General features: G+C 72.1%; 10 protein-coding genes. 7 read left to right on the top strand and 3 right to left on the bottom strand.

Annotated elements, in window-relative coordinates; all coding sequences use genetic code 11:
- Window positions 1-204: 204 nt before the first annotated feature.
- The 5 genes from AB0C46_RS36345 to AB0C46_RS36325 all read left to right on the top strand — a co-directional run bounded on the left by AB0C46_RS36345 (window position 205) and on the right by AB0C46_RS36325 (window position 9,802).
- Window positions 205-2,448 carry an MMPL family transporter gene (locus AB0C46_RS36345; protein WP_362833290.1) on the top strand — a complete coding sequence of 748 codons (2,244 nt, stop codon included), beginning with the start codon at window positions 205-207 and terminating at the stop codon, window positions 2,446-2,448.
- Between the two features lie 131 nt (window positions 2,449-2,579).
- On the top strand, window positions 2,580-3,239 hold the full coding sequence (locus AB0C46_RS36340) for a hypothetical protein (RefSeq protein ID WP_362833289.1): 660 nt from the start codon (window positions 2,580-2,582) through the stop codon (window positions 3,237-3,239).
- Window positions 3,240-3,542: 303 nt separating this feature from the next.
- Entirely contained in the window at window positions 3,543-6,146 is a 2,604-nt protein-coding gene (locus AB0C46_RS36335) for an ABC transporter substrate-binding protein (protein ID WP_362833287.1), read from the top strand.
- 205 nt (window positions 6,147-6,351) lie between these two features.
- Window positions 6,352-6,534, top strand: a complete 183-nt coding sequence (locus AB0C46_RS36330) for a hypothetical protein (RefSeq protein WP_362833286.1) — start codon at window positions 6,352-6,354, stop codon at window positions 6,532-6,534.
- 160 nt (window positions 6,535-6,694) lie between these two features.
- A complete protein-coding gene (locus AB0C46_RS36325; protein WP_362833321.1) occupies window positions 6,695-9,802 on the top strand; it encodes an AAA family ATPase in 3,108 nt (1,035 codons plus the stop codon).
- Here AB0C46_RS36325 and AB0C46_RS36320 read toward each other — a convergent pair.
- Window positions 9,799-10,023 carry a DUF6191 domain-containing protein gene (locus tag AB0C46_RS36320; protein WP_362833284.1) on the bottom strand — a complete coding sequence of 75 codons (225 nt, stop codon included), beginning with the start codon at window positions 10,021-10,023 and terminating at the stop codon, window positions 9,799-9,801. The two genes, AB0C46_RS36325 and AB0C46_RS36320, sit on opposite strands and share 4 nt — an antisense overlap.
- An 88-nt stretch (window positions 10,024-10,111) precedes the next feature.
- Window positions 10,112-11,293 (bottom strand): PQQ-dependent sugar dehydrogenase, encoded by a 1,182-nt coding sequence (locus AB0C46_RS36315; protein ID WP_362833282.1) that lies wholly within the window; start codon window positions 11,291-11,293, stop codon window positions 10,112-10,114.
- Between the two features lie 221 nt (window positions 11,294-11,514).
- Here AB0C46_RS36315 and AB0C46_RS36310 point away from each other — a divergent pair, with 221 nt between their 5' ends.
- Window positions 11,515-11,826: a hypothetical protein gene (locus tag AB0C46_RS36310; protein WP_362833280.1), complete on the top strand. Its 312-nt coding sequence runs from the start codon at window positions 11,515-11,517 to the stop codon at window positions 11,824-11,826.
- Between the two features lie 141 nt (window positions 11,827-11,967).
- Here the strand turns inward: AB0C46_RS36310 and AB0C46_RS36305 are convergent, their stop codons facing one another.
- Window positions 11,968-13,005 (bottom strand): aldo/keto reductase, encoded by a 1,038-nt coding sequence (locus AB0C46_RS36305; protein WP_362833278.1) that lies wholly within the window; start codon window positions 13,003-13,005, stop codon window positions 11,968-11,970.
- A gap of 88 nt (window positions 13,006-13,093) precedes the next feature.
- Between AB0C46_RS36305 and AB0C46_RS36300 the strand changes: the two genes are divergently transcribed.
- Window positions 13,094-14,056: a 2-hydroxyacid dehydrogenase gene (locus AB0C46_RS36300; RefSeq protein WP_362833277.1), complete on the top strand. Its 963-nt coding sequence runs from the start codon at window positions 13,094-13,096 to the stop codon at window positions 14,054-14,056.
- Window positions 14,057-14,251: the final 195 nt, after the last annotated feature.

The raw sequence follows: 14,251 nt of genomic DNA, 5'->3' as shown, positions 1-14,251 counted from the left end.
ACGAGTTCCCCTTCCCGGCTCTTTTGTGGGGAAGTCCACAAAGAGGTCAAAGGATCTCTTCCGGCTGAGATTCTGCTCCGGAGAGGTGGACCGGACGCTTCCGCTTTTGGGCGTGCGGCGGCCCGCCCCGCCCCGTACATCCGCGCTCGGCACCGCCCGCCCTCGGGAGATATCGACGCACAACCCGGGAAGCAGACGAGGTCCGTGACCGCTCTGGCTCGGTGGTGTCTCAGGCGCCGCATCGTGGTGATCGTGCTCTGGCTCGCCGCCTTCGCGGGGGTCGCCGTGGCCGCGGGGGTGACGGGGGCCGCGTACTCGAACAACTACGAGGTGCCCGGGACCGAATCCGGGCAGGCGAGCGCCCGGATGGCGAAGGCCTTCCCGGGCCGCTCCGGGGACAGCGGCACCCTCGTGTGGCACACGGACTCCGGGACGGTGCGCTCCGGCGCCGTGGAGAAGACGATGCGGCACACCCTGGCGAAGATCGCCGGGCTGCCCGGCGTCTCCGAGGTGGAGAGCCCCTACGGCACACCGGCCGACGGCCCCGGCGCGCGGCAGATCAGCAAGGACGGGCACACCGCCTACGCCTCCGTGCTCTTCGACCGGCCCACCGACGACCTGGACGCCGCGCAGGTCCAGAAGGTCGTCGACACCGCGCAGGCCGCGTCCCGGCCGGGCCTCCAGATCGAGCTGGGCGGCGCCGGTATCGCGCTGACCGAGGCGCCACGCGCTCAGCTCCCGGAAATCATCGGGCTGTGCGCCGCGGCCGTGGTGCTCTTCCTCGCCTTCGGATCGCTCGCCGCGACCTTCCTGCCGATCATCACCGCGCTCGCCGCCGTCGGCACCGCCTCGGGCGGTATCACCCTGTTCAGCCACGCCATGACCGTCGCCGACTTCGCCCCGATGCTCGGCATGCTGATCGGGCTCGGCGTCGGCATCGACTATGCGCTGTTCATCGTCACCCGGCACCGCAAGGGCCTCCGCGAGGGCCTGCCGGTCGACGAGGCCGCCACCCGGGCCCTCGCGGTGTCCGGGCGTGCGGTCGTCTTCGCCGGTGCCACCGTCTGTATCGCGCTGCTGGGCATGCTGATCCTGCGGCTGAGCTTCCTCAACGGTGTCGCCCTCGCCGCCTCGCTCACCGTCGTGCTGACCGTGGCCGCCGCCGTCACCCTGCTGCCGGCGCTCCTCGGACTGATCGGGATGCGGGCGCTGAGCCGCCGTGAGCGCCGCCGGCTGGCCGAGCACGGACCGCGGCCCGAGCGGCCCACCGGTATCGCCGCCCGCTGGTCCGGCTTCGTCGAGCGGCACCCCAAGCTGCTGGGCGCCGTGGCGGCGGCCGTCATGCTCGCCCTGGCCCTGCCGACCTTCGGTCTGCATCTGGGCACCTCCGACCAGGGCAACAACCCGGCCACGTCGACCACCCGCAAGGCGTACGACCTGCTTGCGGGCGACGGCCCCGGCGCCGGTCACGGGAGCGGCTTCGGGCCCGGCTTCAACGGGCCGCTGACGCTCGTCGGCACGATGGACGGCGCCAAGGACCGGATCGCGTTCGAGAAGCTGCCGCACCGGCTGCGGGACACGCCCGGCGTCGCCGGGGTCAGCCGTCCCGTGTTCGACGGCGGCCACGGCACCGGCGTGATCACCGTCGTCCCCACCAGCTCACCGCAGTCCCGGCAGACCTCCGACCTGGTGGAACGCCTGCGGACGGAGGTGCTGCCCGAGGCCGGCGGCGCGACCACGCTGCGGGTGCAGGTCGGCGGGATCACCGCCGGCTACGACGACTTCGCCGCCGTCATCGTCGGCAAGCTGCCGCTCTTCATCGGCGTCGTGATCGCCCTGGGCTCGGTCCTGCTGCTGCTCGCCTTCCGCAGCATCGGCATTCCGCTCAAGGCCGCGCTGATGAACGTCGCAGCCGTGGCCTCGTCCTTCGGGATCGTGGTCGCGGTCTTCCAGTGGGGCTGGGGCAGCGAACTGCTGGGGCTGGGCAGCGCCGGCCCGATCGAACCGTTCCTGCCGGTCATCATGGTGTCGGTGCTCTTCGGCCTGTCCATGGACTACCAGGTGTTCCTGGTCTCCCGGATGTACGAGGAGTGGCAGCTGACGCACGACAACCGCCGGGCGGTACGGGTCGGCCTCGCCGAGACCAGCCGGGTGATCAACTCGGCGGCGGTCATCATGATCGCGGTGTTCGGCGCCTTCGTCCTCAGCGGCGACCGGATCATCGCGATGTTCGGCATCGGCCTGGCCTGCGCCGTCGCCCTGGACGCCTTTGTGCTCCGCACACTGCTGGTGCCCGCCCTGATGCATCTGCTGGGCGGCGCCAACTGGTGGCTGCCGTCCTGGCTCGACCGGTGGCTGCCCCGGATCAGCATCGAGCCGCCGCCGGAGCCGGCCGGGGTGCGGCTGCCCGGCCCCCAGGACGGGGAGAAACCGCTGGTGCAGGTGTAGGTCCGGCGCCCGGGCGACCTCCCGCGGACCGCCCCGTGCACGGTGTCCGCAGCCGGCGTGTCGCCCTTCGCCGCCCGTGCGCCGCCGCGGTTCTCATCCGACTCTCAGACACGGCACCTACCGTCGCGCCCATGGGTACCAGGACGACCGAGAAGCAGACCGACGACGAGACGACCGTGCCGGCCCAGGCCGCCACGGAGACAGCCGCGATTCCGGAGGCCACCGAGGCCGAGGCGGCCGGGAAGGCCGCCGCCAAGGCCGACGAGCAGGCCGATGACAACGCCGCTCTCGCCGCGCAGGACGAGGCCAGTGACCTCGACGCGGGCGACGGCACCGACGAGCCCGGCAACGGCCCGGACACCGCCCCCGTGACGACGTCCACCGGGATCGCCGCCGGCGCCGGTGCCGTCGTCGCCGCGGGGCTCGGTGTCGCGTCCGTCTCCGGCACCTGGCTCGGCACGACGCTGGCCGAGCGGGCGAACCTGATGGGCCAGATCAAGCTCCAGTCGGGCAAGGCCCAGGCCGCCGAGCAGATCTCCGCCGTCTACGGCGCCTCCTGGCACACCAATGCCCTGGTCAACGGCTTCTTCGCACTCCTCGCCGTGATCGCCGCCGCCGTGGTGCTCACCCGCTCGCGCGCCACCTGGGTGCGGGCCGTGGCCTGGGGCGGACTGGCGCTGGGTGCGCTGGGCATCCTGATCTCCGCGGGCATGTACCTCGACCTCTTCGGCAGCATGCCCACCGTCCCCAAGATGCCGGCCGGCGGTGGCGGCGGACCTGCTGCTCCGTAGGACACCGAGGCCGACGCCCGCCAAGACCCACCGGTCCGCCCGGTGGGTCTTCTGCCGTCGGCGGGGACGCGGCGGCCCCGGTGCGGCCGCCCGGGCGGCCGGAGCGACCGTGCGCTTCCCCTGCGTCACACGGGAATCCGCAAGTTGATTGAGCCCTCACGGTCACCGATCTAACATGGGTAACTACCGTGCGTAGATCAACAGTTGGCTGTTGGGGTGAGATCAGCGAACAACCCAGTCGAAACACCTTCCTTCCCTGATGATGCCGGAGCGGACTACTTCATCCGTGAGTACCGCACCGCCGTGAATCCCGCCCGGCGGGACCTCCTGGAGAGCAAGCCGCCCCTGCTCATCCTGACCACGTCGGCGAACGCCCCGGAATCCCACACCCACCGGGTCCTGGAAGCACTGCGCTGGGCCCTCGGCCCCGAGCACAAGCGGGTGCTCCATACCGTGCTGCACGCCGAGGAAGAGGTGCCGCTCCTGAGCGTGCGGGCGGGCGCGGGGCTCGGGTTCGACATTCCCCGGCGCTCGGCCCCCGACCGGTTCCCCGACTTCTGGCTGATGGCGGACGCCGTCGACCACATACAGGAGAGCCGGGCCGGCAGCGGCGGGCTCGGGGCGCGCAAGTTACGCGACCACGTCTACCGGCAGCGCGCCGAACGGGGCGGACTCCCCGGCGTGCTGTGGCACATGGGCGGCACGGACACCGCACCGATCGGCGGAGTGCGCGGCTTCTTCGTCGGCCTCGTCTGGCACTCGGTGACCCGGACCCTGCCCCGCTGGATCTGGGCCCGCCGGCAGAACCGGCGACTGGTGAGATCCAAACGGAGCGGCTGGCTCGGCAAACACCTCAACGCGACCGCCGGCGGAGCGCCGGTGTTCGAACTCCTCGACCAGGTAGGGGCCCGCCAGGCGCCCCGGCTCAGCCTGGAACCCGATCATCCCCGGCACAAGGAGGGACTCGCCGCCCTCGAACTCCTCCTGCTGCGCGCCCTGCTGGAGGATCTGGAAAAACCGGCCGTCGGGCGGCTGCTGCCCAAGCGCCGCCGCCGGGTGTCACGCCCCGTGCTGCTGCTGGAGATCCCGCCGGAGGGAGCCCCGGGGGCGGACGCGGCGGAGCGGTTCCTGCGCGCGTTCCACACCCTCCAGTCCGGTCTGGACGGACCGGGTCCGCTCGTCATCGCGGTCGGCAGGCCCTCCGGCTCCCTGCAGTCGGACCTGGGGGTGGAACGCACCAACCTCCGCCGGGCGAGCAGCCTGCTCCACTCCAGCAACCCGCGGCCGGTCGTGGTGCCGCTGGAGGACGAGCCCTTCGAGCGCCCCGGGCTGCAGATTCCCCCGGTGCAGCCGCGGAAGTTCATGATGGGCTGGCGCGCCGTGACCGCTGTCGAACTGACCGCGCTGGCCGCGGTCCTGGTGGGCGGCGCGGCTGCCCCCAGTTTCTGGGACGCGCCGCCGGACACCAGGTGCGTCGGCGGGGACCGTCCGGTCGCGTCCGACGGTCAGAACAAGATGGTCGAAGTGAAGCCGAAGGAGTGGTACCGGGCGACGCTGGACCGCATCGAGGCGCAGAACCGCGACGCCGAGAAGTACGCCAAGGACCGGGCGGTGCGTACCGTCGTGGTCTTCGAATCGGACCCGCCGACGGACGTCCGGGACACCATCTTCGACGGGGCCATCCCCGAGCTGCGCGGGATCGCCATGTGGCAGGAGTGGCTGATCAACGATGCCGCTTCGAACTCCTCCCGGGTACCGCTGCGGGTGGAGGTACGGCCGGTCGGCGCGGGCTTCCGCAACGCGGTCCCCGCCGTGCGTCACCTCATCCAGGAAGTCAAGCAGGAGGACTCCGGAGAGGAGTACGAGAAGATCGTCGGCGTCCTGGGCTTCGCGCAGAGCACCAAGGAGACGCGGGACGCCGTGGAACTGCTGGGCCGGGCCGGCATCCAGATGCCGATGGTCGGCACGACCGCGACGGCGGACGAGATGCAACGCAGCGACACCTACTGGCCCTTCACCCCCGACAACAGCGAAGAGGCCCGCGTCGAGGCCGCCTTCGCCTCCCGTTCCAACATCGTGGCGAAGGCGGCGCAGGCCAAGCCGAACGCGCCGGTGGAGTGTGTTCCCGCCGGCAAGGCGGTGATCGTACGGACCCCCGGCGACCTCTACAGCGAGAGCCTCGCCGACAAGTTCCAGCAGTTCTTCAAGGGGGACAAGACGGTCATCAACTTCTCCCAGAGCTCACAGCTCATCGGCACACCCGCGGGCACACAGAAGGCGACCTCGCCGGACCGGCTGGCCAGCCAGGTCTGCCAGGCCCTGAAGGCCGACCCGGACACCGCTGTCTACTGGACCGCACGGGCACGGGACTTCACGGCCTTCGTCAACGCCATGAACGTCAACGGGACCTGCATCGAGAACGGCCTCACCGTGCTCGGCGGCAATGAGCTGACGAATGTGGCACTCACCGGCGAGTACGCGGGAAAGGGCTGGCTCCGGCTGTACCACTCCGCACACCGGCTGCCCGAGGAAGACACCCGAGCCAGCGCGAAGACCCAGGAGTTCGTCCGCCTCTACAACCGGAACTATGCGCACGACCCCTGGCGGCAGGACGGACACTCCGCGGTCTCCTACGACGCGTTCCACGTCCTCTCCAAGGCGGTGGACGAGGCCCATACGGGCAACAGCGTCTACCGGCAGTCCATCGTGACCGGGCTGAGGAACGGCATCAGCTTCGACGGCGCCACCGGGTTCGTCCGGTTCTCCGAGTTCAGCAGCGGCCCCCCGGAGCACAAGACCCTGGTGATCCTCAGGCAGGCGGCCTCCGGTCCCGAAGCGGTCGTCGCCTGCGGCGCCTACAGCCAGTCGGTGAAGACGGCGGAGCAGGATCCGGCGTGCCCCCACTGACCTTCACCGCGGCCGGTGTCCGGGGTCCCTACGGCCCCCGGACACCGGCCCTAGGTATCCGCCCGTCCGCCGGTACCGGTTCCTAAGGACCGTACGGGCCGGAGATCGGGAACTCTCCCGATGTGGCGGACCCCCCTTGGCGACGAGGCTGGAGCCACTCGGCAAAACGTCGGGGCAGCACCTCACCGCCGTCAGGGGAGACACCATGTACCACTCCGAACTGGAGCTCCGGGTCCGCTATGAAGAGCTGCGCCGCGAGGCCGCCCGGCGGCGCCTGGTGCGCGAGGCGACCGAGACCCGCGGCGCCGCCCGATCCGGGGCGAACGAACCCGAAGGGCGGGTGAGTGCGCGGGGCCGGCGGGCGCGGGTACGCCGCGCCACCGCCTGACCGCGAGACTCCCGTGCCACGCCACACGCCGGCACCGCAGCCGGCCCGACCGCCGCACGCCCGGCCCCAGGTGCTCACCGCACCGGGCCGGGCGTTCCGCGTCACGGGCCACTCATTCCGCTTACCGAAATCCACTGCCGGATTGTCGGACCCCTGTGCCATGCTCGGCAGCGTGGAGACCAGGTCCGTCAGTCCCGTGTTCGTCGGCCGCGCGGCCGAACTCGCCGTGCTGGGGGACGCGCTCGACCGCATCGCGGCATCCGGCGAGCCCCAGGCCCTGCTGATCGGGGGTGAGGCAGGGGTCGGAAAGACCCGTCTCATCGAGGAGTTCGGCGAGTCCGCCCGCGCCCGCGGTGCGCTCGTCGCACTCGGCGGCTGCATCGAGATCGGCTCCGAAGGCCTGCCCTTCGCCCCGTTCTCCGCGATCCTGCACACCCTCAACTGGCATCTGCGCGACGAGCTGGCCGCCGCCGTCGCCGGCCAGGAGGGCGAACTCTCCCGCATCCTGCCCGAACTGGGCGAGACCCCCGGCGAGGCCCACGACGAGGAGATCGGCCGCGCCCGCCTCTTCGAGCTGACCGCCCGCCTCCTGGAGCGGCTCGCCGCGCACCGCACCCTGGTCATCGTCGTCGAGGACCTCCACTGGGCCGACCGCTCCACCCGCGAGCTGCTCGCCTACCTCCTGAAGGCCCTGCACGACGCCAGCGTCCTCCTGGTGGCGACCTATCGCTCGGACGACATCCACCGCCGCCACCCGCTGCGCCCCTTCCTCGCCGAGATCGACCGGATGCGCACGGTCCGGCGCGTCGAGCTGGCCCGCTTCAACCGCGAGGAGGTCCGCTCCCAGATCGCCGGGATCAACGGCAGCGACCCCGAAGAGGACACCGTCGACCGGGTCTACAAGCGCTCGGAGGGCAACGCCTTCTTCGTCGAGGAACTGGCCCGCGGCCTCGCCGACGGCGCTCTGCACGGCCTCAGCGACCCCCTGCGCGATCTGCTGCTGGTGCGCGTCGAGGCGCTGCCCGAAGACGCCCAGCGGGTGGTGCGCACGGCCGCCGAGGGCGGCTCCACGGTCGAACACGAACTCCTCGCCGCCGTCTGCCGGATGCCCGAGGACGACCTCATCGAGGCGCTGCGGGCGGCCGTCGGCAGCAACACCCTCGTACCCACCCAGGACGGCACGGGCTACCGCTTCCGGCACGCCCTCGCCCGCGAGGCCGTCGTCGACGACCTGCTGCCCGGTGAGCGCACCCGCCTCAACCGCCGCTACGCCCAGGCCTTGGAGGCCAACCCCTCCCTGGTCCGCGCCGAGGCCGGCGCCGCCCGGCTGGCCAGCTACTGGTACAAGGCCCACGACGCCGCCAAGGCCCTGCCCGCCGTCCTCGCCGCCTCCGTCCAGGCCCGCCGCCGCCATGCCTACGCCGAACAACTGCGGCTGCTGGAGCGCGCCCTGGAGCTGTGGGACGACGCGCCCACGGAGGTCCGCCAAGGGGTGCGCCCGGTCGACTACGCCGAGGCGTATCCGGCCTGCGGCTGCCACGACGGCGACGCCCTGAGCTTCCTCGACCTGCTCGCCGAGATCGCGGTGGCCGCCCGGCTGTCCGGTGACAACGAACGCGCCTTCACGATCACCCGGCGCGCCCTGCGCTCGCTGCGCGACGAGAACGACACCCTGCGCAAGGCATGGTTCCTGGTACAGCGCTCCCGGCTCTGCCAGGGCACCGGCCGCGGAAACGGCTGGGATGACCTGGGCACCGCACAGGAGCTGGTGCGCGGGCTGCCGCCGTCCTCCGTGCACGCCGAGGTGATGGCCGCCGTCGCCAGCTGGGCGGTCCTGCACGAGCCGGGACCGGACACCTTCACCACGGCCGAACGCGCCGTGGAACTCGCCCAGTTGGTCGGCGACGAAGAGGCCGAGCTCAACTCCCGGCTGACCCTGGCGGGGCTGCGGGTCGACTCCGGCGAGGTCGACGAAGGCCTCACCGACTTCCGGACGAGCCTGGACCGCGCCGTCAGCCGCGGCTACTTCGCCGTCATCGCCCGCGGCCATACCAACCTCCCGTCCGCCCTGGAAGGCGTCGGCCGCTCCCGCGAAGCCGTCGAGGTCACCGAGCGGGGCGTCGAACTCACCACCCGCTACGGCCTCAAGGACAGCACCAGCTGGGTCCTGGGCAACCGCGCCGAATCCCTGCAGTCACTGGGCCGCTGGGAGGAGGCGGGCCGGGCCGTGGCCGACGCCCGCCGCCTCGCGCAGAGCCACCGGGCCATCGCCCTGGCCGCCAGCCGGCGCATCGATCTCGCGCTGAACGAGGGAGACCTCGCCGAGGCCGAGCGCGAACTGGCCGTCGCCCAGGAGCACTACGGCACCCACGATCCCCAGCCGCAGCACGCCATCGTCATGGCGCAGCACGCCCTGCGCGTCGCCGCCCGCCAGGGCCGCCTCCTCGATGCCCGCAGCATCCTCCAGCAGGCCCTGGACGCCGGCTTTCCGCCCGGCACCCAGCGCTATGCCTGGCCGCTGCTGTGGGCGGCCACCACCGCCGAAGCGGACGCCCGCGGACTGCCCGCCGCCGAGCCCGGCCGGGCCGCGATCCTCGCCCGCATCCGGGACGCCGCCAAGCGGCTGCCGCAGCTCAGCCCGGTCTGGTCGGCGTACGGCCTCGCGGTCGACGCCGAACTCCGCCGTGCCGAGGGCCGCGAGACCCCCGACGCCTGGGCCGGGGCGGTCGCCGCCTTCGAGCCCCTGGAGCGCCCGCACGAACTCGCCCGGGCCTGCTACCGCTGGGCCGAATCACTCCTCCACGGCAGCGAGCGGGCCACCACCGGACTGCACGGCCGCACCCCGCGCGAGGCCGCCGTCCTCCTGCTCACCCAGGCGCACACCGCCGCCGTGACGATGGGCGCCCGCCCGCTCGCCGACGAACTCGAACTCCTCGCCCAGCGGGCCCGTATCCCCCTGCCGGGCCTGACACCGGCGGCCACGGCCGGGACGTCCACCGGTAACGGCCGCGCTGCCGCCGAGGCGTCCGCACCCTCCGGCGCCGCCCCCGTCGAATCCCTCGGTCTGACCCCGCGCGAACGCGATGTGCTGCGGCTCGTCGCCGACGGCCGCAGCAACCGCCAGATAGCCGACGCCCTGTTCATCTCCCCGAAGACGGCCAGCGTCCATGTCTCCAACATCCTTGCCAAGCTGGGCGTCTCCGGCCGGGGCGAGGCGGGCGCGGTGGCGCACCGCCTGCGCCTGTTCGGCGAGCCGACGCCCGGCTAGGACGGGTCCGGGTCCGGGTCCGGGTTCGGGGCCTGGGACCGCGGGGTCTCGTCCGGCCGCGGCGGGGCCGTCCTGACGACGACGGTGCCCGAGGAGAGATCGATCGGGCCCTTCCCGGGATCGCCGTCGCCCACGTCATCGACGACGAGCGACATCTTCTGCCGCTCCTCGTCGGTGTGTTTGCGCCCCGGTGCGAACAGTTCCTCCGCGATGTTGAACATGGTGCCCTGCCCCCTCTTCGGCGTGAGCGCACCCGTCCCCCTGGCCCCCCGAGTGTAGGCAGGACAACCGGAAAGGGGATCTGCCGGATCAGCTCACTGTGAGGCGGAGAATCCGGTCATCGCCCTTGTGCGGCGTGCCCCGTCCGTCCGTGTTGCTGGTGACCAGCCACAACGCACCGTCGCCGGCCGCCACGACGGTCCGCAGCCGTCCGTAGGTGCCCTTCAAGAAGGCCTGCGGAGCGGCCACCGGCTTCGTCCCGTTCAGCGGGATCCGCCACAGCCGTTCGCCGCGCAGCGAGGCCATCCAGATCGAGCCCTTGGCGTAGGCGATACCGCTGGGCGAGGCGTCCGCGGTCTTCCACTGCTCGACCGGGTTCACGAACCCGGGGCCCTTCGCCCCGCCCTTGGCCCGGCCCTCGACCTCCGGCCAGCCGTAGTTCTTGCCCGGCTCGATGAGATTGAGCTCGTCCCAGGTGTCCTGCCCGAACTCCGAGGCCCACAGCCGCTTGTCGTCGTCCCAGGCCAGCCCCTGCACATTGCGGTGGCCGTAGTCGTACACCACCGAATCCGCCTCGGGGTTGCCGTGCGCCGGCTCGCCGTCCGGTGTCATCCGCAGGATCTTGCCGGCCGGGGAGTCCTTGTCCTGGGCCAGCCCGGTGTCGCCGGTCTCGCCGGTGCCGGCGTAGAGCATCTTGTCCGGGCCGAACGCGATCCGGCCGCCATTGTGGACCTGACCCTTGGGGATGCCCTTGAAGATCGTGTCGGGCGCGCCCAGCTGATTGCCCGGCGGACGCTTCTCGTCGTAGTTCATGCGGGCGATGCGGTTGTCGGACGCGGTGGTGAAGTACGCGTACACCTGGTGGTCCGCACCGAACGTCGAGGACACCGCGATCCCCAGCAGCCCGCCCTCGCCCCCCGGGTCCACCCCCGGCACCGACCCCAGCTCGGTCTTCTTCCCGTTGTCCGCCGAGACCCGGACGATCTTTCCGGTGTCACGGGAGGCGACCAGCAGATCCCCGCCCGGCAGCACCGCCACGCCCCACGGCGCTGTGAGACCGGTGGTCAGGGTGCTGGTCACCTTCACCGAACCCTTGGCGGGCGGTGCGGTGGACGACGGGGTGGCGCCCGGCGAGGCGGCGGCGCCGGAGCTCTTCGACGGGGCGGCGGAGGAGCTGCCCCCGCCCTGGGGCTGCGCGCCGCCGGACGAGCAGCCCGCTGCCAGGAGCAGCGAAGCGGCGGCCAACACGGCGGTCTGGGAACGGCGTTGCACGGCAGGGGTCCTCTCGTCGGCAGGGCGTGGACAAGAACACCACATCGCGCGCCGCCCCGCCGCGCCTTGTGCGTGCCGAAGCCACTCCCACCTGCCATGATCCGGCGCAGACGGCCGGGCCGCGAACGGGGTCGTGGGACTCCTCTCGCTGATCGCCATGGGCTCACTGTTCTGGATCCCCGACGCGTAGGGAGCAGGACGGCGCGCGGTCCGCTTCCCCCGTGTGGCGGCGCCGCCACGGAGATCCACCGCATGGCGGAGCGCCGTGGGAGCAGCAGCGCGAGGGCGCCTGGGCCCGGCTCCTCCCCTTGTTGCAGGCGAGGACCAACCTGTGGGTCCAGTACAACCAGCCCGGACTGATCGACCGCGTCCGCCCGGACCTGACCACCAGCCGCTACACCCTGCCCACCACCGCCCCGGTCGGCCACCGCATCATCTCCGGCCCGGACGGCTCCATGTGGTTCACCGAACTGGCCGCCGACACCGTCGGCTCTATCACCACCGGCTGCCCCACCCCCACACCGGCGTCCTGAGCCGACAGCGTGCGCCCCGGACGGACGCCGGGGAGCCGACGGAATCCGCTGACGGACGGGCAGCGATGAATCGCCCGGGGCGTCGCGGGGCGGGCCGGACTTCTCCCACACGCCCCGAGCCGGCGGCCCATCGGCCAGGCCCTAATACCAGGACCCGCGGGCCGGCGGCAGCGCGGCGATCTCCGCCAGATCCTCGCGGGTGAGCGTCAGATCCACGGCCTTGGCGTTCTGCGCGGCCCAGCGTTCCTTCTTCGTGCCCGGTACCGGCACGACATGCCGGCCCTGCGCCAGTACCCACGCCAGCGCCACCTGCCCGGGCGTCGCGCCGTACCGGGCGCCGACCCGCCGCAGCCCGGCCACCACCGGCTGGTTCGCGGCCATCATCTCGGCGGTGAAGCGGGGGTGGCGGGCCCGAATGTCCTCCGGTTCGAAGCCCTGCCCCGGGGTGAGGGTGCCGGTCAGATAGCCGTTCCCCAGCGGCATCGCCGCCAGGAAGCCGACGCCCCGCGACGCGCACCACGGCAGCAGCGCCTCCAGCGCCTCCGGCGACCACACCGACAGCTCGGCCTGCACACTGCTGACCGGGAACACCTGCTGGATCCGCTCCAGTTGGGCCAGCGTGCCGTCGTGCATCCGGGACCTGGGACGCGCCCGCCCGCCCGGCCGCCGCTCCGTACGGGCCGCGCGGGCCGGCCGTACCGCCCGCGCGCCCACCGCGCACAGCCCCAGCGACCGCACCTTCCCGGCCGCCACCAGCTCCGCCATCGCCCCCCAGGTCTCCTCGACGGGCACCTCGGGATCGGCCCGGTGCAGCTGGTAGAGATCGATACGGTCGGTCTGCAGCCGGCGCAGCGAGGCATCGCAGGCCCGCTTGACGTAGCCGGGCCGCCCATTGGCCACGATGTGCTGCTCACCCACCAGCAGTCCGCACTTGGTCGACACGAACGCGTCCGCCCGCCGCTCCTTGAGCACCCGCCCCACCAGCAGCTCATTGGTGAACGGGCCGTACATGTCGGCGGTGTCCAGCAGGCTGCAGCCCCGGTCCAGCGCGGTGTGCACGGCCCGCAGCGAGCTGTCCAAGCTGCGCTGCGACTCGGTGTACCCCCAGCTCATCGGCATACAGCCGAGCCCGATGGCGCCCACTTCGAGGGCCGCCGCACCGATTGTCCTGCGCTCCACCTGGTTGTGCCTCCGTCCCCTCGCCCCCGGTCAAGGGCCAGACCAAACTAACGTCTGAACAGAACGTCTCTTCGCATAGCCTCGGGCCATGGCACCAGCAGACCAGCGCACCGAGGCGCACGACGTATGGCTCCCGATCCCGCCCGACGAGATCGAGGGCCTTCCCGACGGTCTCCACTACGTCCACTGGGACGCCGGCCCCGACTACCCGGCCGACCCCGCCCGGTGCGCCTTCTATGCCGTTCCCTACATGAAGAGCGCGGAGGTCCTCCTGCGTCCGCTGTCCCGGATGAGCCGGGTACGGGTGGTGCAGGCGCTCACCGCCGGCGTCGAGCACCTGCTCCCCGTGCTGTCCGACATGCCGTCCGGTGCCCAACTGTGCAACGCCCGCGGGCTCCACGACGCCAGCACCGCGGAGCTGGCGCTCACCCTGATCCTCGCGGCGCTGCGCGACATCCCCGGCTTCGTCCGGGCCCAGGAAGCGGGGGAGTGGCGGCCGGACTTCCGGCCGGCGCTGGCCGACAAATCGGTCCTCATTGTGGGCTATGGTTCGATCGGCAGTGCCATCGAAGACCGGCTCACACCCTTTGAATGTGCGCGGGTCGTACGCATCGCACGCACCGCGCGTGACACAGTGCGCGGCCCTGTGCATCCACTCTCCGACCTGTCCGCCCACCTGCCCGACGCGGACGTCGTCGTGCTGGCGACTCCGCTCACCGACGCCACCCGTGGCCTGGTGGGAAGCACGTTCCTGGCGCGGATGAAGGACGGCGCACTGCTGGTGAACGTCGCGCGCGGCGGAGTCGTCGACACCGGGGCGTTGCTCGCCGAGCTGGAATCCGGACGGCTGTACGCGGCGCTCGATGTCACCGACCCGGAACCCCTGCCCGCCGGGCATCCGCTGTGGCACGCTCCCGGCGTACTCATCACTCCACACGTCGGTGGCCCCAGCTCTGCCTTCCTGCCCCGTGCGAAGCGGCTGCTGCGGGACCAGTTGACGCTTTTCGCGGCCGGAGAACCCCTGCGGAACGTGGTCGCGACCGCCGACTGAAAGCGGTTGCGCGTAGCACTACGAGGCCGTACGACTGCAAGGAGTGTTCGCCATTCGCTCGTAGTCACGCTCCGTAGAGACGCTATGTCCCTGAGTGACGGAACTGGTGTATCGTCCGAGCGGGGACGACGCCGGGAGCGACGCGGCGCGTGCGAACGATCCGGGACTCGAGGGGGGCGACGGGCGATGTACGGT

It is taken from the genome of Streptomyces sp. NPDC048637 (assembly GCF_040650675.1).
In the GTDB taxonomy this organism is placed as follows: Bacteria; Actinomycetota; Actinomycetes; order Streptomycetales; family Streptomycetaceae; genus Streptomyces.
This window is presented reverse-complemented; position numbering and strand designations above follow the sequence as displayed.